At 51.1% G+C, this 18,849-nt stretch carries 14 protein-coding genes; 8 read left to right on the plus strand and 6 right to left on the minus strand.

What is annotated here, in order from left to right; translation table 11 throughout:
- Window positions 1-38: 38 nt before the first annotated feature.
- The 6 genes from ACN28Q_RS09715 to ACN28Q_RS09740 all read right to left on the minus strand — a co-directional run bounded on the left by ACN28Q_RS09715 (window position 39) and on the right by ACN28Q_RS09740 (window position 12,191).
- On the minus strand, window positions 39-6,650 hold the full coding sequence (locus ACN28Q_RS09715) for a BapA/Bap/LapF family large adhesin (RefSeq protein WP_165907121.1): 6,612 nt from the start codon (window positions 6,648-6,650) through the stop codon (window positions 39-41).
- Between the two features lie 814 nt (window positions 6,651-7,464).
- Window positions 7,465-9,006 carry a gamma-glutamyltransferase family protein gene (locus ACN28Q_RS09720; protein WP_230469516.1) on the minus strand — a complete coding sequence of 514 codons (1,542 nt, stop codon included), beginning with the start codon at window positions 9,004-9,006 and terminating at the stop codon, window positions 7,465-7,467.
- Window positions 9,007-9,091: 85 nt separating this feature from the next.
- Complete coding sequence (locus ACN28Q_RS09725; RefSeq protein ID WP_095846162.1) at window positions 9,092-9,871, minus strand: amino acid ABC transporter ATP-binding protein; 780 nt, start codon at window positions 9,869-9,871, stop codon at window positions 9,092-9,094.
- A 2-nt stretch (window positions 9,872-9,873) separates the two neighbouring features.
- Complete coding sequence (locus ACN28Q_RS09730; RefSeq protein WP_095846163.1) at window positions 9,874-10,641, minus strand: amino acid ABC transporter permease; 768 nt, start codon at window positions 10,639-10,641, stop codon at window positions 9,874-9,876.
- Complete coding sequence (locus ACN28Q_RS09735; RefSeq protein ID WP_095846164.1) at window positions 10,638-11,459, minus strand: ABC transporter substrate-binding protein; 822 nt, start codon at window positions 11,457-11,459, stop codon at window positions 10,638-10,640. The genes ACN28Q_RS09730 and ACN28Q_RS09735 overlap by 4 nt, the downstream gene beginning before the upstream one ends.
- 45 nt (window positions 11,460-11,504) lie before the next feature.
- The gene (locus tag ACN28Q_RS09740; protein WP_095846165.1) at window positions 11,505-12,191 is read right to left on the minus strand and encodes a GntR family transcriptional regulator; all 687 of its coding nucleotides are present in this window, start codon (window positions 12,189-12,191) and stop codon (window positions 11,505-11,507) included.
- Window positions 12,192-12,989: 798 nt separating this feature from the next.
- Here ACN28Q_RS09740 and ACN28Q_RS09745 point away from each other — a divergent pair.
- From ACN28Q_RS09745 to ACN28Q_RS09780, 8 genes are all read left to right on the plus strand, one after another.
- Window positions 12,990-13,970 carry a 6-phosphofructokinase gene (locus ACN28Q_RS09745; protein WP_095846166.1) on the plus strand — a complete coding sequence of 327 codons (981 nt, stop codon included), beginning with the start codon at window positions 12,990-12,992 and terminating at the stop codon, window positions 13,968-13,970.
- 9 nt (window positions 13,971-13,979) lie between these two features.
- Window positions 13,980-14,270 (plus strand): PTS sugar transporter subunit IIB, encoded by a 291-nt coding sequence (locus ACN28Q_RS09750; protein WP_095846167.1) that lies wholly within the window; start codon window positions 13,980-13,982, stop codon window positions 14,268-14,270.
- Window positions 14,271-14,286: 16 nt separating this feature from the next.
- Window positions 14,287-15,624 carry a PTS sugar transporter subunit IIC gene (locus ACN28Q_RS09755; protein WP_095846168.1) on the plus strand — a complete coding sequence of 446 codons (1,338 nt, stop codon included), beginning with the start codon at window positions 14,287-14,289 and terminating at the stop codon, window positions 15,622-15,624.
- Between the two features lie 58 nt (window positions 15,625-15,682).
- Entirely contained in the window at window positions 15,683-15,955 is a 273-nt protein-coding gene (locus tag ACN28Q_RS09760; RefSeq protein WP_095846169.1) for a hypothetical protein, read from the plus strand.
- A gap of 6 nt (window positions 15,956-15,961) precedes the next feature.
- Entirely contained in the window at window positions 15,962-16,399 is a 438-nt protein-coding gene (locus ACN28Q_RS09765; protein ID WP_095846170.1) for a PTS sugar transporter subunit IIA, read from the plus strand.
- Complete coding sequence (locus ACN28Q_RS09770) at window positions 16,396-16,929, plus strand: AAA family ATPase (protein WP_095846171.1); 534 nt, start codon at window positions 16,396-16,398, stop codon at window positions 16,927-16,929. The genes ACN28Q_RS09765 and ACN28Q_RS09770 overlap by 4 nt, the downstream gene beginning before the upstream one ends.
- A gap of 156 nt (window positions 16,930-17,085) precedes the next feature.
- The gene (locus tag ACN28Q_RS09775; protein ID WP_095846172.1) at window positions 17,086-17,982 is read left to right on the plus strand and encodes a tagatose-bisphosphate aldolase; all 897 of its coding nucleotides are present in this window, start codon (window positions 17,086-17,088) and stop codon (window positions 17,980-17,982) included.
- 168 nt (window positions 17,983-18,150) lie between these two features.
- Window positions 18,151-18,834 carry an HAD family hydrolase gene (locus ACN28Q_RS09780; protein ID WP_165907120.1) on the plus strand — a complete coding sequence of 228 codons (684 nt, stop codon included), beginning with the start codon at window positions 18,151-18,153 and terminating at the stop codon, window positions 18,832-18,834.
- The last annotated feature ends 15 nt before the right edge of the window (window positions 18,835-18,849 follow it).

The following is an 18,849-nucleotide window of genomic DNA, read 5'->3' on the forward strand; positions in this document are numbered from 1 at the left end:
GAAATGCCAGCCTGTTATTTATTGCGTATTAATGGTGGTTAACCAATAGTGACGTCATCCTCAACATAGAGTTGAACAACGGCGCCGTCGGTTGTGGAACTGGTGTAATGGTTATAGGTAACGCCATTCACCAATAACGAGCCAGCGGCTTCCCAAGTGCCATTCAGCGTAATCGAATCGCCGTCCGCACCTCTGACATATAACGTATTATTGTCATCGGTGACTTTCAGCAAGCTTTCCGCACTGATCTCGAGGTTGTCATTTTCCCCGTCATTGAGCAGATCAATTTCCTCAATATTTTTGACCTTCAAGGAGATAATGCTCAGGTTTAGCGTACCGCTGCCGTGCCAAGACAGCGTATCGTTGCCGTCCCCACCGTTGATGGAGATAAAGTCAGTATCGTAAACGTCAAAGATGTCTGCGCCGCTGGTGCCGGTAAAGGTCAGTTCACCGCCTTCGCTGCCGTCGACATCCACACCCAGATTGAAGGCCAGCGTAGCGCTGCTGCCGTCCGATAAGGCGTAGGTAAAGGTTTCCACCAGCCCGCTATGGGCATAGGCATCATCCACGATATAGGAATAGTGGCCTTCACTATCGATTGACAGCGTGCCGTATGCTCCTTTCAGGCTGCCTACGCCCTCTGTGACATCCACCACTTCGCCATTCTGGCTAATGGACACCACCGACAGGTTGCCCGCGTCGTCCTCTGGCAGAAGGCTATTGGCAACGATCTCTTGGTTCAGCTCATTGAAGGTTAGCCCTTCCTGGACGTACAGATTCACCGTGATACCGTCAAGGGTAGTGCTGGTATAGAGCGTATACGTCAGGTTATTCAGCGTTTCCACACCGCTAACCACCCAAACCCCTTGCAGTGAGAGGGAATCCTCACTGCCGCCACGCACATACAGCGTATTGCTGTCGTCGGTAACGCTCACAATATCGTCGGCGGTTAATATCAGCGCCGCCGCACTGTCATTGCTTTGCAAATCAATGATTTCAATATTGTTTACCTTATCGGCTATAGTACCAAGTTGCAGATCACCGCTGCCGTTCCATACCAGCGTATCGATACCAGACTTACCATCCAGCGAGGTAAAGTTGGTATCGTAAATGGTGAAACTGTCATCCCCCACCGAGCCGGCAAAAATCAACTCGCCGCCTTCGGCGCCGTCTACCGAGACGCCTAACGTCATCACCAGCGTTTTTGTCGAACCATCAGACAGGACGTAGGTAAATGAATCTTCGCTGCCGGCCAGTTGAATCACTGAGCCGCTATTGAGCGTATAGGTGTAGCTGCCATCGCTGGCGATGATCAACGTGCCGTAAGTCCCGGCGATGCTGGTACCCGCAACGCTCACCAGCGAGTAGTTTGCCGCCGCAGTGACAATGCCGGCAGCAACCGATTTCACCACTAACTGGCTCCCGTCGCTGGTTGCGTCGTTGGCGAAGACGGAGCCGCCGACGTTCGAGCTGGCCGTCACCACATAATCGGTGGTACTGACAATGCTGACATTCACCGCAACGTTGAGCGTATTGTAGGTGGTTTGCCACAATAAACCGCTGTAGCCGCTCTGCGTGCTGTCCACCACAATGCGGTAGGTGCCAGCGCCCAAACCATTAAGTTCAATATTTAACGCACTGGCGCTGGTGACAGCCTGGCTACCGTTTTCCACCGTTTGCCACGTGTAAGTCTGCGTATTGTAGACCTGCAGCGACCAGGCAACGGTGACAGTGTTGCCGCCATTGATGGAGCCCGAAACGCTCAGGCCGATCGTTTGCAAATCGCTACTGTCCTGCACCGTAAAGCTATCGCTGGTAAAGCTGCTGCTTGCTTCTTGCATGGTGGCCGTATTGGCAACGTGATCGCTGACCAGGCTTACCTGCCCGGTGATATCCGCCGCGTTGGTTTCCGATACGCTCTCGGTTGCACTAAGTTGTATATTCTTGTCGATATACAAGTGCACCGTTTCACCACTAGCAGTGGTGCTGGTGTAGTGAATATAGCTGGCGTTGTTGACCACCACGCTGCCGGACAACTGCCAGCTACCGCTCAAGGTCATGGTATCGCCAGCCGCGCCTTTAACATACAGCGTGTTGTACTCGTCAGTAATGTCCGCCACATTCTGCGCCGTGATGACCAGGTTATCCGCTTCGCCGTTATTCAGCAGATCAATTTCTTCGATATTACTGATTTTGCTGGCGATATCGCTGAGCAATAAGGTGCCGGAACCATTCCAGACCAGCGTATCTTTGCCTGCGCCTCCGTCAATGCTAGCAAAGCTTGTGTCATTAACGTTGAAGGTATCGTCATCGACGGTACCGGTGATCGCCTGGCTGCTACCGCTAGCCACCTCATACACCGCACCGTTGGTGCTGTCCTGATAAACGGTAGAGGACAAGGCGATATCTTTTTGCACGTAAAGATGAACCGCGCTGCCATCTTCCGCCGTGGCGACATAGTGCGTATAAGTCACGCTATCGACCACCACGCTACCACTCCCCACCCAACTGTCGAGCAACGTGACGGTATTGCCGGCCTCACCCGTGATATACAACGTATTCTCGCCGTTGGTGACACCAACAACGCTTTGTACCGCGATCACCAGGTTATCCGCCTGGGTGCCGGACAGCAGATCGATAACCTCGATATTGCTGACCTTGTCCGCGATGCTATTCAATACCAGTTCACCGTTACCATGCCAGGCCAGCGTATCACGGCCTTCTCCTCCATCCACGGAGACAAAATCAGTGTCATAAATAGCAAAAACGTCATCCGTTTCGGTACCCGAGAAGACCAGCGCGCCGCCGCTGCTACCGTCCACGCTGACCCCTAGATTGATCGTCACCGTTGCGGTCACTACCTCGCCATTAGCGCCTTTTAACGCATAGGTGAATACGTCCTGCGTACCGCCAGGCAAAGAAGTAAGATTCGGGGTATAGGTGTAGGCGCCGTTGTTGTACAGCACCAGCGTGCCATATTCGCCAACAAGCGATACGCCGCTTTCCGTAACATAGGTATAGCTGCTGTCGACCGTCTGATCTCCTGCGCTATCCCCCGCTTTGGCATACATCTTGGTATAGATCGAACTTAACACGTCAACGCTGCCGTCGGTGCCTTCATCGGTCAGCACGTTGCCCGTTGCCCGCGTACTGCCTGAAATCACATATTCGGTAGAGCTGACAACCTGCGCCGCCATATTTAACGTCAGTTCATTATTCGCGCCAGAGGTGGTTACAGCAATGCGGTAATCTCCTCCAGCCGTATAATTCAGCGACGACAAATCCAGATCCAGCACGGTTTCCTTGCTATGCAAACCCGAGGCCACCGTTATTTGCTGGCTGCTGACCGTCACCCAACTGCCGCTGCTATTAAGCATCTGCAACGAATAAGTGATCGTCATATCTTGGGAGAATGTTTCCAGCCCCAGGAACCCTGACGCAGTAACGAGCGTTAACGAACCAGACACCAGATCGGCGGCCGCATTCAGGGTAAAGCTGTCGCTATATACCGTAGCAGCGCTTTTCACCGCCAGATCGCTGGTGGCCACACTGGACGAATGATAGGTGACCAGCACGCTGGCATCCGCCACATCGTTCGACACGCTATCGGTCACCGCGATCGCACTCGGATCCGTGGGATCCCACGAGAGTGTCAGCGCCTCATTTCCACTGCCTATCTGTATATAGAGATTTGCAGAAGACGTTTCACCGGTCGCGGAGTCTGTTAACGTATAGGTAAAGGTATCGACTTTACCAATGCTGGCCATATTGACAATCGGGGTATACACATAGCTGCCATCAGCCTTGATCGTCAGCGAGCCATATTCCCCGACCAAGGTTGCCCCGGTTTCACCAAGCTCGATAAGCGTCGTTTCGCCCGCAGCGTTGGTGAAACTGACGGCAGTCACCGTGGTGTATGCAGCGTGCGGGATCGAATCACTGCCGTACACGTTATCCGCATCGCCAATCACATTGCCCGTTGCGGTGGTATAGTCGGTCAACGTTGCTTCGTCCGCCAGCGTATAGACTGTCTTTGATACGTCAACGGAGAAGCCCACACCGATATTCAAGCCACTGTTGGTATAAACCAACTTATAACTGCCGGCTGAGAGGCCATTTATTTCAATGGTTGAGGTGGTGGCGCCAAGGCCGAACAGCCCCAGCAAATTGCTGCCGGAATCAACAGACACATTCACCCACTGCCCGGTTGATGACTCATACTTCATCAATGCCAATGAGGAACTACTCAGCAAATCAACGAGTGCAGAAGACGTTGCGCTAATCGCCAGATCGGCAACCGTACCATCGGCAACAATAATCACATCACTTTCAATGACGTTATAGAAAGAGATCAGTCCCCCATCGCTTAAGACAGTGCCTTCCTCTTCCACCGAGGTAGGGTAGGAAAAGCCTATCGCCGCGCCAGAACTGATATTGTCGGTGGCGGTCAGGGTAACAGCGCTAACTGCCAGGTTAAGCGTTTCAGACTGACCGCTGCTGTTGCCTGCGGCATCGGTCACCGCAAAGGTGATCTCGTGGCTGCCGTCATACAGACCATCGCTAACGGTGAAGCTCCAGTTGCCCTCTTGGTCAACGGTCGTTTCACCAATGGTATTCCCCTTATCATAGATAGTCACCGTAGTGCCCACCTCAAGATCGCTACCACTCAAGGTGATTTTGCTATCTTGCAACGTATTGGCCGCACTGACGTTATCACCCGCTTCATCGGTGATCACCACAGTGCTGATATCCACCCCCTCCGGCGCCACGGAATCGACCGTCAGTACAATGGCCGCAGATTCGCCATTGCTGTTCCCCGCGTTATCGACAACCTCAAAGGTAAAGCTATGTTCCCCCTCAGCCAGCGCTGCATCTGGGGTATAGCTCCAGTTGCCATCTTCATCCACCGTGATCTCGGCCAAAACGGTGCCATTATCACGAATGATGACCGTTGTACCGGCTTCCAGCCCTTCGCCAACAAAAGCTGGCGTACTGTTGGCCGTTAGGCTACCGGCGGTAATTAACGTGCCGGCATCGTCCAGTATCGTCACCGCATCTGGATCTACGCCTGCTGGCGCGAGCGTATCAACAATCACATGGAGGGTGTCGCTGCTGGTATTGCCCGCCGGATCGGTAACGGTCACTGTCAGATCGTGCTCGCCATCGACCAGTGCGGCTTCCGGCGTGAAGCTCCAGGAGCCTTCTTCATCCACCGTCGTTTCACCCAGCACGGTTTCGCCGTCGCTTATCACCACCGTTGAGCCCGGCGTCTGATCGCTGCCACTCAGGGTCGGGGTGTTGTCGGCCAGGGTACCGCCGTCGCTGATGGCATTGCCCGCGTCATCGACGATGATGATACCGCTATTGTTGCTGGTGCTGCCGTCTTCGTCTGTGCTGCCGCTTTCATCAGTGCCGGTATCGGTAGCCGTGTCGTCGTCGGTGCTGCCGTCTTCGTCAGTGCCGCTATCAGTAGTTGCGTCGTCACCGATGCTGCCGTCTTCGTCAGTGCCGGTCTCGGTAGCTGCATCGTCACCAGTGCTGCCGTCTTCGTCAGTACCGGTATCGGTAGCCGTGTCACCGGTGCTGCCGTCTTCGCCAGTGCCGGTCTCGGTAGCTGCGTCGTCACCGGTACTGCCGTTTTCGTCGGTGCCAGTATCGGCAGCCGTGTCGTCGGTGCTGCCGTTTTCGTCGGTGCCGGTAGCTGTATCGTCGGTGCTGCCGTTTTCGTCAGTGCCGCTATCGGTAGCCGTATCGTCATCAGTGCTGCCGTTTTCGCCAGTGTCGGTATCGGTAGCCGTATCGTCGCCGGTGCTGCCGTTTTCGCCAGTGCCGGTATCGGTAGCTGCGTCGTCACCGGTGCTGCCATCTTCGTCAGTACCGCTATCGGTAGCCGTGTCGTCGGTGCTACCGTTTTCGCCAGTGCCGGTATCGGTAGCCGTGTCGTCGCCGGTGCTGCCGTTTTCGTCAGTGTCGGTATCGGTAGATGCGTCGTCATCGGTGCTGCCGTCTTCGTCAGTGTCGCTATCGGTAGCTGCGTCGCCGCCGGTGCTGCCGTCTTCGTCAGTGCCGATATTGGTAGCCGTATCGTCACCGGTGCTGCCGTCTTCGTCAGTACCGCTATCGGTAGCTGCATCGCCGCCGGTGCTGCCGTTTTCGTCAGTACCGCTATCGGTAGCCACATCGCCGCCGGTGCTGCCGCTTTCGTCTGTACCGCTATCGGCAGCCGCATCGTCACCAGTGCTGCCGCTTTCATCAGTGTCAGCATCGGAGGCCGTGTCGGTAGAGACCGCACCGCTACTTTCACCGGTATTCGTGCTCTCATTAGCAGTGCTGCTATCAGATGCTGTTTCATCATCATAACGAACAACCGTTGTTTTTTTATTATAGGCACTGATACCAACGGCTAATGCGGCAGCACTAAGCAGAGCGCTCCCGGCACTGAGTAACGTTTCTGGGCTGAGTTCACTGGTCTGAGGCTCAGCAAAATTCTCTGGGAGTAGATAGAGGCCGGTTTCAACATCATAACTGTAGGGGTAGGTCACACCATCTGCGCCCGCAGCGGTAATCACCGGCTGTTCGGTTGCTGGGAAATTTTCAATAACGATGTCATAGCTTTCGTTCGCATTTTTATCAGCTATCTTCAGCTTCAAGTCGCCGTGGGACTGCTCAACCTTTACCCCCCGGGGCGGATGGCCATCACTACTGTGAATCTCGAAAAAAACGGGCTGTTGCGGCGCCCGCAAAGATAATGGATGGTTTGAATTTAAGGAGTGCTGTGATACAACGTTCCCTTTTATATCTTTAATTAATAATTGAACACTCATTCTTCTTTCACCAATAAAAAAATTAATACCCTACCTGCCCCAGAATAGAGAATCCCGAGGTAGATCAATCCATTTGTGTGTTATGGTGAGGAAAATCATCTTTTAATCATAAGCATGCCCTTCCATAGCAAACTGATACGATGAGAAAAGAAAAATAGAAGACTAAACGAGCAGACAATAAAAGCATTTACCTTGACGCGTAAACGCTAATTAACTGCGCTCCAACATGAAGTGAATAAGAAAAAATAAAACATTAACTTCGTTCCACGAAGCATATACTACTGAATTTCTGCACAAATAAAAGCCACCACAGTCAAGGAAAAATCATCAAAACATTATTCCGATAGTGATTAAAAATAAGGATAAAACCACCGTATAACGACGAATAGAAGGTCGTTCGTGAGAGGCGTAATATAAATACACTTTCCAAAAATGGCTTTACACCCCGAATCCTGTCAGAAAATAAATCAGTTTTTTATACTGATCTTTTATCATAATTAGAATTTACCCCCAGATAAGGGGTTGCCATCGATAATCAAAGCGAAACGGTGCACGGCCTCGTTTATTTATCCCGGAGGTACTCAATGCATAACGGTGCGGGGCAAAATGGCAACGGCCTGCCCCGCTCCACAAGTTATTTTCAGCACACGGCGATACAGGAATCAGCCCGTGGCTCACAGCCGCCACACAGGATACCGCTGCCGGGATCGCGCAGAATAATTTGCCCCCGACCATAGTCCTGCGAGTCGCAGTCTATGCGGACCTGATGGCCGCGCTGTGCCAGCGCTAATGCCAGATCTTGCGGCGTATGTTGCTCAATGCCTACCTGCATATTCCCCAGCCACTGCCAGCGCGGCGCATCAAGCGCAGCCTGGGGATTCAGCCCAAAATCAATCAGGTTCATCACCACCTGTACATGCCCCTGCGGTTGCATATAGCCGCCCATCACGCCAAATGGCCCTAGCGGGCAATCACCTTTACTGATAAAACCGGGAATAATCGTGTGAAAGGTTTTTTTCCCCGGCCGTAAACAGTTGGCGTGCGCCGGATCCAGGCTGAATTCCGAGCCGCGGTTTTGTAAAGCAATGCCACTGCCAGGGAGCACAACGCCCGAGCCAAAACCGTGGTAAGCACTCTGAATGAACGACACCATGTTGCCCTCACCATCCGCGCAGGCCAGGTAAACCGTGCCGCTGGACTGGGGTTCCGCATGCTGCGGCGGTTGTGCCTGGTGGGTGATTTCATCACGCCGGCGCTTTGCCCACGCTGGGGAAAGCAGCGTTTCCGCGCTCAGGCGCATCTCATCAGCATCCGTGATGTAATGCTGGCCATCGGCATACGCCATTTTCATCGCCTCAAGCTGCCGGTGCCAGGTCAGTTCATGATCACGCTGGCTAAAGTTAAATGCCTGTAGCGTGTTCAGCGTCATCAACGCAATTAATCCCTGGCCGCTGGGCGGTATTTCCCAAATATCGTAACCGCGATAGTTCAGCCGCAAAGGCGTAACCCAACGGGGCTGATAGGCCTGCAGATCGCTAGGGCACAAATAGCCCCCCGTTGCGCGGGAAAAGGCGACCAGCCGCTGGGCCAATTCGCCGCGATAAAAACTTTCCACCTCGCTGGCCGCCAGTTCACGTAACGTTTTGGCGAGATCCGGATTACGGAAAATCTCCCCCGCACGCGGCGCCCGTCCCTCAAGCAAAAACGTGTTAAACCAGGCATCAAATAACGGCGTGTAATGTTGCTGATAGCTGTCGAGCGCCTGCTGCCATTGCCGGGCGACCACCGGTGAAACCGGGAACCCCTCTTCTGCCAGTTTGATGGCGGGTTTAAACAATTCACCAAACGGCAGCTTGCCAAAACGGGCGGACAGCGCGCGCCAGGCAGCGGGGCAGCCTGGCACGGTGACCGGCTCCCAGCCATAAAGCGGCATGCGCTGGTGCCCTCTGGCGTGCAAAGCCTCAATGCTGAGCTCCGCCGGCGCATATCCACTGGCGTCCAGGCCATGCAGTTGCCCTTTAACCCAAACCAGAGCAAACGCGTCGCCGCCCACGGCACAGCCGGTCGGTTCAACAACGGTCAGCGTGATGGCCGCCGCAATGGCGGCATCGATCGCATTGCCCCCACGCTTGATCATCTCAATACCCACCTGCGCGGCCAAAGGCTGTGTGGTACTCACCATCCCATTTCGCGCATAAACACACTGGCGTTGGGAAGCATAAGGATAACGGTGTGCGGAAAATTCAAACATGACATGCCCTTAATCATCAAAGTACGCGGCGCAAAAAATCACGGGTACGAGGGTGCGTGGGGTGCCCAAAAATTTGTTCAGGCGTACCCTGTTCAATCAATTCGCCTTGGTGAAGGACCACCACCACATCAGCCACTTCCCTGGCGAAAGCCATTTCATGCGTCACCACCACCATCGTCATCCCTTCCTGGGCCACCCCTTTCATCACTTGCAGGACTTCGCCCACCATTTCCGGATCGAGGGCACTGGTGGGTTCATCAAACAAGATCGCCTGCGGCTTCATGGCCAGAGAGCGAGCAATAGCCACGCGCTGCTGTTGGCCGCCAGAGAGCTGTGCGGGATAACAGTGCGCCTTATCCTGCAGACCAACCCTGGCCAGCAGCCGCATCGCATCCGCACAGGCCTCATCACGGGGAACGCCGGCAACCTGCAATGGCGCTTCAATAATATTTTCCAGCACCGTCATATGAGGGAAGAGGTTGAATAGCTGAAAAACCATGCCGACATCCCGGCGGCGGCGAGCGATGTTACGCTCTTTGTCCCGCACCCGGCGGCCATCAGCCAGTTCCCGATATCCCATCAGTTGGCCGTTTATCCGGATAGTGCCGCGCTGAGCCTCTTCCAGCCAATTGATGCAGCGAATGAACGTGGTTTTTCCAGAGCCCGAGGCGCCAATCAGCACAACGACCTGCCCACGATGCACGTCCAGTGAAATGCCGCGTAGAATCTCGACATCGCCAAACGATTTATGCAGATCTTTCACGGAGATCACGATATCCGTTGAGGGTTCGGTCATTTTTAGCGCCCCCGCAGTAACTTTACGTATTTCTCACCCAACAGCCGCTGCATCGCCGAAACCCGGCGAACATCCGTGGAATAACGTCTTTCTAACCACCCCTGGAATACGCCCCACAGCGAGGTCAACACCAGGAAATAAATCGCCACAACCAAATACAGCTCGAAAACCCGGAACGTCGCTGAAGTAATCATCTGCGTGCTAAGCAGCAATTCCTGCACACCGATCACGCTGACCAGCGTGGTGTTTTTCAACATAACGTTAAACTCATTGCCGATCGCCGGGATCATGACGCGGAAAGCCTGCGGCAGAATGACGCGGCGCATGATTCCCGGGAAGTTCATGCCAAGAGATTTTCCCGCTTCATATTGGCCTTTATCGACAGCGCTAAGGCCAGAGCGAATGATTTCGGCCATATAAGCGCCTTCATTGAGCGCCAGCGCTAAAATAGCGGCCTGAATATTACCCGGCACTAAAATAGGCCCCAACTGAATGTCGCGGAAATTAAAAATACCGCCGGCCGCAAGCGCGGTATAAAGAAATGCGATTTGCACCAGAAGTGGAGTTCCGCGCATCAGCCAAACATAAAATTGAACCGGGTAGCGCAGCAAACGGCGTGAGGAAAGACGCATTAGCGCAGCCAGCAAACCAAAGACTACTCCCAGCAGCATGGCGCTGACGGCGATAATGACCGTTAACCACAGCCCATATAAGTACACGTCACTTGGTTTCAATAGATACTGCCAAAAGATATCCCATTGAAAGTTCATGATGATTGGCCCGCTTGTAATGAATCACCACTGATATGCCATTTATCAAGCAGTTTCTGATAACTGCCATCGGCCTGCATATCGGCCAGGATTTGCTGCACTGCGGCGCTGAAGGCTTTATCGTCTTTGCGGAACCCAAAGCCCGTCAGAATTTTGGCGAATGCGGGCACGGCGCTTTCAAACATACCTGGCGCCATTGCCTGGTAATAACCTGCCGTTTCCACCGTGGTGCCGTATGCATCGGTTTGTTGAATACGCAATGACTGGAAGGCGTCGACATCGGTATTAAACACCACCAGGTTGATGGCCGGCTTGCCCGCGGCAGTGAGCTTATGGCTGGCCTCTTCCAGTAACGAACGGATCGTGGAACCGTTCAGCACAGCGACCTTTTTTCCAGCCAAATCATCAATGCTGTGGATATTTTTGGGATTCCCGTGCGGAACGACCACCGATTGGCTCGAATACATATAGTTAACAATATCAATAACCTCACGGCGTTCCGGTTTGTCGAACAATTGATCCGCCAACATATCGCACTGTTTTGCCAATAAGGCCGGTATCAGCCCGGAAAAAGGGATGATCTTCCAGTTGATCTTTTTGTTGCCCAACCGGCGGGCGATCTCATTGCCAAAATCAACCACCACACCTTCCAATTGCTGTTGCGCGTTGGAAAAGCCAATGGGCGGTGAGTCCATGCCGCCGCACAGGGTGATCCTGTCAACATGCTGGAATCTTTCAGGGATCGTGATGGCTGCCAGTGCGGACTGGGCCGCGAACAGTACGGATAACGCACAAAGTTGAACGAGACGAACAGACATGAAAACCTCCACAAGTCAGTGAATTGTGAGAACACCCTGGGAAAATCAATTTAATACACTGTTTAATAAAGGAATTGTTTCTTCCACATGTTGCCGTATCGCCCGTTCGGCGGCATCCGGATCCCGGGAGGCAAGTACATCAATCAACGCGGCATGCGTAGCGCGATCGTCCGTCGGTTGGCTAAGCTGCTGGCGCCACAGATGCATATAAGGCGCGATAGAAGAATTAAGCAGGCTTATCTGGCGCATCAGGCGGGGCCGTTGGCTAAAGCTACACATAAACTCATGAAATACCCGATGATGATTTACCCAGTCGTAAGGATCGTGGGGCTCGTCCTCCATCAGGCTCAACAGCCGGTGCATATGGGCAATATGCTTCGCCGTAAGCAACGGCGCGGAAATTCGCGCGGCCAACCCTTCAAGGACCGCGCGCATTTCAAACACCTCACGCATTTGCGCCTGATTCAGGCCACTGACGACGGCGCCGCGGTTCGGCCTTAAGGTGAGCAAATGCTCTGCCGCCAAACGCTTGAATGCGCCTCTCACCGGCATCCGGCTCATTTGTAATTCAGTGGCGATATCTTCCGCAATCAGGCGCGCGCCCTGTGGCAGCCGGCCACGACAGATACCATCGAGCAAATATCGATAGGCTTCATCTTCAGCGCTGGCAGCAACCGAGCCAGAGAAATCGTCAGCCGTAAGAGAAAGGAGAACGTTGGCATCTGTTTTCATATTTATTCGTCACATTGGATCCAAAGATACATAAATCCAACAGTGCAAAATATGAGCCATTTATTAAATATATAGTTAAAACAGATAGATAAATTAGATGTCTCGAAAAAGTCAGCACCAGGCTTCGCCGTTCTGTACGTTTCTGCACCGCCATTGAGCAGTGCCCGTGCCAACATGATGCAGCTCACCCCGGCGCAAAAAGCGCCGTATTGATCTCATCTTTTCCGGTTATCAGTCCGGCGGTGCCCTGCCCCTATATCATGGCCGGCCAACAGGGGATAAAACGCTCCCATCACATAAATTTACCTGATGGGATAACGCGTGCGATCATCATGAACCCACGGATCCTACTGAGAAATGACAGGCCGGTGCCGAGAATATTAATAAAAATGCATAATCATTGAGTTCCGGCCACAACCACGTTTTTTCACTTGTGGGGAAATACACATTATTAATAGGCGTATTCTCCGGTTAAAAATAAGATCGCTGAAAGTGAAAAGTAAATGTGAAATAACTCACAAAAGTAAAAACAGAAATACGGGGAAAAACCGCCGCTCCACGCTTTTTTGAGAAACAACAAACAAGATAATAAAAAACAAACAATTACAGATTAATTTTCAAAACCAAGCCAGGAAATAAAGTGATCTTCATCACATATTTACACCCATAAAACCGCTGTCAAGAGGTGACACTGGCGTCTCACGTTGAATAAATGTGACATATGTCAAAAAAACGATTCCATCGATTATCAACAATCAATTCACATTCAAGGCGAAGGATTGGAACTGAGGTCATCACATGAAAATAGGTTTGGTCATTAGTGGTGGTGATGTCAGCGGCATAAATAATTTCCTGTTTCAGGTTAGCCGAATGACCGAATCTGAAATAGTGATTTTCGACGGTGGCATTAATGGCCTGATAGAAAATAGGTTCAAAGAGATCTCATGGCGCGATCTGGTTGATTTTTCAATTTCGCCAATGCCGTTGATTTCGTCCGGCAGGAAAGAAGACAAATGTAAAAAAGCTGACTATGAAAAGATTGCCAAAAACATACGTCACAGAAAGATCGATGCTTTGATCATGGCGGGTGGCGATGGATCTTTCCAGTTTTTAAAAACGCTGTGCGGATATGGCATTAGCTGTTACGGCATTGGGATGACCATTGATAACGATATTACCGGCAACAGCTACACCATTGGTTTTTCCACCGCGTGCGAGCAGGTTATCAGCGAGGTGGGCAAGTTAAGAAACACCGGGCGCGGGTTGCCGGGCCGGGTGTTCATGATAGAGCTGCTCGGCGGTTACTGCGGTGAACTGACCCTGCAGGCGGCGTTAAAAAGCAATGCGGACATCGCGCTGATTCCTGAATCACCATGGGATATTGATATTCTTGCGGAGAAGATCAAAAGCAAGATCAAGCTACAAAATAGCGTCATTATTTTATGTTCGGAGGGCTATACCAGAGAATATACCCCAGGTTTTCAGGGGGCCATCAATACCATGATCGGCAAAATCGAACATAAGATTGGTATCAGGATCAGAAAAACCATTCTGGGGTTTGGATTACGAAGCGGCGTGCCTACCGGCGAGGAGATCATACAAGGCGCCATTCTGGCTGAAGAAGTGGTTCGGTGCATAAACACCGGCCTAACCAATAAAATCATTGTGATAAACAATAATAATAAGGCTATACCGATAGATCTTGAAAGTTCTGATAAACGGTTAGTTGATAAAGATAGCAATATCTACAAACTTGCAAAAATAAACAACCTTATATGAGGTAATAATATGCTCAAAGTACTCTGCGTATGTGGCTGCGGCCTCGGCTCAAGCTTTGCTATTGAGATGAGCGCAAAGTCCGTATTACAAAAGCTAGGTATTGATGCCGAGATAAACCATACAACGGTATCCGAAGCCACATCCTTTAAATACGATATTATTCTGACACAGAAAATGTTTGCCGATATTTTAAACTCGGATGCTAGCGAAGAACAGATGAAAAAGGTCATCGTGTTAAATAAGCTGACAGACAAGCGAGAAATAGAAGAAAAAATTCTGGCTTATATTAACTCAATCTGAAAGATGAGGTGATAAAGTGGATGCTATAATTAACTTCCTGGTAAAGGATTTATTAGGCCAAGCCTCAATATTAATTGCGTTAATCGCAATGATTGGCCTAATTCTGCAAAAAAAATCTGTCGGTAAAACGTTAGAAGGTACGTTTAAAACCCTGCTCGGCTTTTTGATCATGATGGCCGGCATCAACATCATTGTGGAGACACTGACATTCCTCAACAACATCTTCACCAGTGGTTTTGGCATGAAGGGCTACATTACGGATGTTGCGGCCATCGCTGGCCTGGCAAACCGCGAGCTGGGTTCACAGGTGGCAATGACACTGCTGGTTATCTTCGTCGTTAACATTATCATTGCGCGCATTACGCCCTTCAAATATATCTTTCTGACGGGCCAGGCGCTGCTCTGGATGGCGACCATCGGCACGGTCATTGGCTATAAGGCCGGGCTGACCGGCGCAACGCTGATTCTGACCGGGGGGATATTCGGCGGCATTATGGCCGTGCTGATGCCGGCATTGGCTCAGCCGATTGTCCGCAAAATCACCGATTCAGACGATGTTGCGCTGGGCCATTTCTGCACCATCGGTTACCTGGTGCAGGCGGCGGTGGCACGCGCCGTGGGTAAAAACTCAAAATCGACGGAAGATCTGGAACTGCCTGATAACTTCAAGTTTCTCCAGGACACTTACCTGTCGATGGCGGTCATTATGGTGCCAATGTACCTTATTCCCGCCGTTTTCGCCGGCCCGGCATACATTGCCCAGTATGCCAATGGCACCAATTACCTGATGTATTCATTCATGCAATCCATGCAATTTGTCGCCGGTGTCTTTGTGCTGTATAGCGGCGTGCGCTTACTGCTGAATGAATTGGTCCCGGCTTTCCGCGGTATCGCCATGCGCCTGGTGCCCAATGCCAAACCCGCGCTTGATTGCCCCGTGTTGTTCCCCTATGCGCCGAATGCGGTCATCGTCGGGTTCCTGGCCACCACCGTCGGTTCGATTCTGGGGATGATCATCTTCCCGATGTTCGGTCTCGCCATGATCCTGCCCGGCCTGTTGACCAACTTCTTTGCCGGCGGCGCTGCCGGGGTGTTTGGCAACGCGTTGGGCGGCAGAAAAGGCGCGATTATCGGTGGGGTGGTCCACGGGTTATTTATCACGTTCTTACCGGCAATCCTGGTGCCGCTGCTCGAAACCTTCGGCTTTGTCGGCGTGACCTTCAGTGATTCCGATGTCATCAGTACCGGTCTGGTGCTCGGCCATGCTTTCCAGAATGACTGGCCGTTCGTGGTGGGCTTCATCGCCTTTGTCGCTATCGTTGCCTATTTGGCAAACCGAAAACTGACGAAATAAACGGGCTAATTAACGTGATAGGCACTGCACCACGTTAGAAAAGATGTGCGGAGGCGTTATGTTCTCAAAGTTGAAAAATCTCTTCAGCTCCGCGGAGCCGAAGGCAGAAAATGCAAACGATGAGTCTGCAGCAGTCATCGAAAAGGAATTATCAGATCTGGAGCAGCGCTTATCGCAGAACCCTGCTGATAATACGACCCAGAAACAGCTGATGGTTAAATATAACCAGGCCATCAATATATTCTCAGGCAGCACGCGTCATCGGGATAAAATTGATGATATTTTCGTGAAAATCGATGAATTACGAAATACCATTCGCAAAAATATATGAGGGCTTATGAGCATCAGAGCGTTTCTATCAGAGAATCCGTATATTCAGGTAAGAATAAACAGTTGCTCATGGGAAGACATTATTAACAAGGCCGCAAAGCCATTAATCGAAGGGGGATTTATTACACCGGAGTATCCGAAAGCAGTCATTAAAAACACGCTGGAATACGGGGCATATTATGTATTTGATGAAGGTATAGCAATCCCTCATGCCAGGCCGGAATGTGGCGTGCTGAAAAATTGCTTTAGTATGATGACGCTCAGCGAACCCGTGTCCATTAATGACAGCGAACCCGTGGATATTGTCATTATGTTTGGTGGTGTTGACGGTGACGCACATATCACTGATGGCATCGCATCAATCGTAGGTCTATTGGAAAAAGAAGATACGCTATCTCAAATCAGACGAGCCACAACAATTGATGAAATTCTTGGGTTATTATGAAAAAACTGATTTTAGTTAATGGCATACCGGCATCAGGAAAAAGTTCAGTCTCACGGATTATTGCTGAACGTTTTAATATTCCTGTATTAAGCATTGATGAGATCAAAGAGCCTTTTATGGTTCAATTCTCTGAAATTATTGATAGGCCGTTGAACAGGAAGCTCGGATATGCTGCTTATGAATCCATGTTCAATATTGTGAAAATCGCCCCACCAGACAGTGTATTTATACTGGATGCCTGGTTCGGCTTCCGTGAAAAATCTGTTTTGGCAGACTATCTGGAACTGTGCGGGGCAAAAAAAACCATTGAGATCTGGAATAAAATATCACCGGAACGGGTGGCGGATCGCTACAAATCGCGCTGTACCCGCCGTGTTAAAGGGCACCCGGGTGAAGAATATATTCCTGAATTGATGCGTTTAGCCCATAAAGCGCAACCTATGGGGATCGGCGATATATATACCGTCGATCAGGATGCGGAAATAGATAATGAAGGCCTGATTTTATGGGTCAGCAATCACGTAGTTTAAATTTCGCTTAAAAATCATATCCAATAGATTTCAAGTGGCACGCAGGGCGGCGGAATAAACCTACAGGAACTTATTTAATTAAGAGCCTGGGGGGAGCCCCTGCGCATACGCAGCTTGAAAGATGCAGGATATCCCTATTGCATGAGGAGTTAACGAATGAACACGATGACAACTGCAGAACGCCGTGGTTACCAAATGATTTGTGATGCTGCCGGATCAATGATGGTTGTTGCCTGCGATCAGCGCGGCGGCATGAGAACACTGCTGGCAGGCACTCCGGAAGAACAGGCGCAAATCAGCAACGATACGCTGGGAAAAACCAAATACGACATCACCCGTTATCTGGCTGCTGAAGCAGGATGTGTGCTGCTTGATCCGCTTTGTGCAGTGCCCGGCATTATTGATGAGGGCATTTTGCCACGCAATACCGGGCTGCTCGTCGGCCTGGATGCCTCTGGCTGGGAAACGTCACCTGAAGGCTACCGCATATCAACCATGGTGGAAGGCGTGAACGCGCGCAAAGTGCGTGAATTGGGCGCCACCGGTGGCAAAATCATGATCTATTTACGCATGGATACGCCAGCGGCAAACACCGCTAATCTGGCGACCTTGCGTGAAGTTATCGAAGATTTCGCCCGTGAGGATCTGTTTCTGGTGGTTGAGTTTCTCACCTATAAACTGGAAAACGAAAGTAAGGAAGAGTTCGAGCGTAAAATTCCGCAGCTGATTCAGGAAGGTTGCAAAGCCTGTATCGAATGCGGTTCTAAGGTGCTGAAAATCCCCTATCCAGGCACCGAGGAAGCCTGTGCGAAAGTCACCGAAATCTGCGGTGATATTCCCTGGGCGGTGCTGTCTGCGGGCGTGGATCACAGCACCTTCCTCAAGCAGGTAGATATTTCCCTGAGAAACGGCGCATCCGGCGTTATCGCCGGGCGCTCGCTGTGGAAAGATTGTATTTCTCTTGACAGAAATATTTCCAAAGAAAAATTATCATCTATTGCCGTATCGCGTTTACGGGATATCCAACAGCTGTTGGCTAAATACAGAAAATAAATGATCGATTAAAATAATATTATATAACCAAAATAATTCAAGTTGCAGGATAATACGTTGTTACCGTTAACAACGCGTCTGCGGCTGGATGTATAGCGGGTATATACTTTGATTAACTGGCCGCCAGATTATATAATCTACGGCCAGTCTCGCTTTTAGGTAATGCAAATGGCTAATGAACCGGATTTGGTGATTTTCGACTGCGATGGCGTACTTGTTGATTCAGAATATGTAGGTATAAAACTGGCAATATCCCTGTTACACAAATACGGCGTGGATATTAGCTTTGAAGAGTTCACCACGGAGTACAGCGGGCTTGCCTGGGGTGATCTCATCAATAAGGTCAAGGCAAACAAACACGTTACTATCCCCAGCGGCATTCACCCGGAGTTCTCCAGCAACCTGATAAAACAGCTCCAGGAAAAACTGACCAGAATCGCGGGAACCGATGAAGTCATCAGCAAAATAACCACCCCAAAATGCATCTGCTCAAACTCAAGCAAAGAACACGTAGATTTTGTCTTGTCTCTAGTGGGTTTAACGCCTTTGTTTGCGCCCAATATATTTTCGGCGGTCGATCTCGGCCCTGGCCGCTCAAAGCCCCAGCCGGATATCTTCCTGCATGCCGCGCAGAAGATGGCAGCCAAACCAGAACAAACCGTGGTCATCGAAGACTCCGTGCATGGCGTGATGGCTGCGCACCGGGCCGGCATGTATGTCATCGGTTTTACCGGCGGTGCCCACACCTATACAGGCCATAAAGAGAAGCTCGAGGCTGCGGGGGCGAATGTGGTGATCAGTTCAATGTACCAACTGCCGGATGAGATCGCGCGTTTTACCGCAGAATACTGACCATAACTAATTTAT

The organism is Gibbsiella quercinecans (assembly GCF_002291425.1).
Classification (GTDB): domain Bacteria; phylum Pseudomonadota; class Gammaproteobacteria; order Enterobacterales; family Enterobacteriaceae; genus Gibbsiella; species Gibbsiella quercinecans.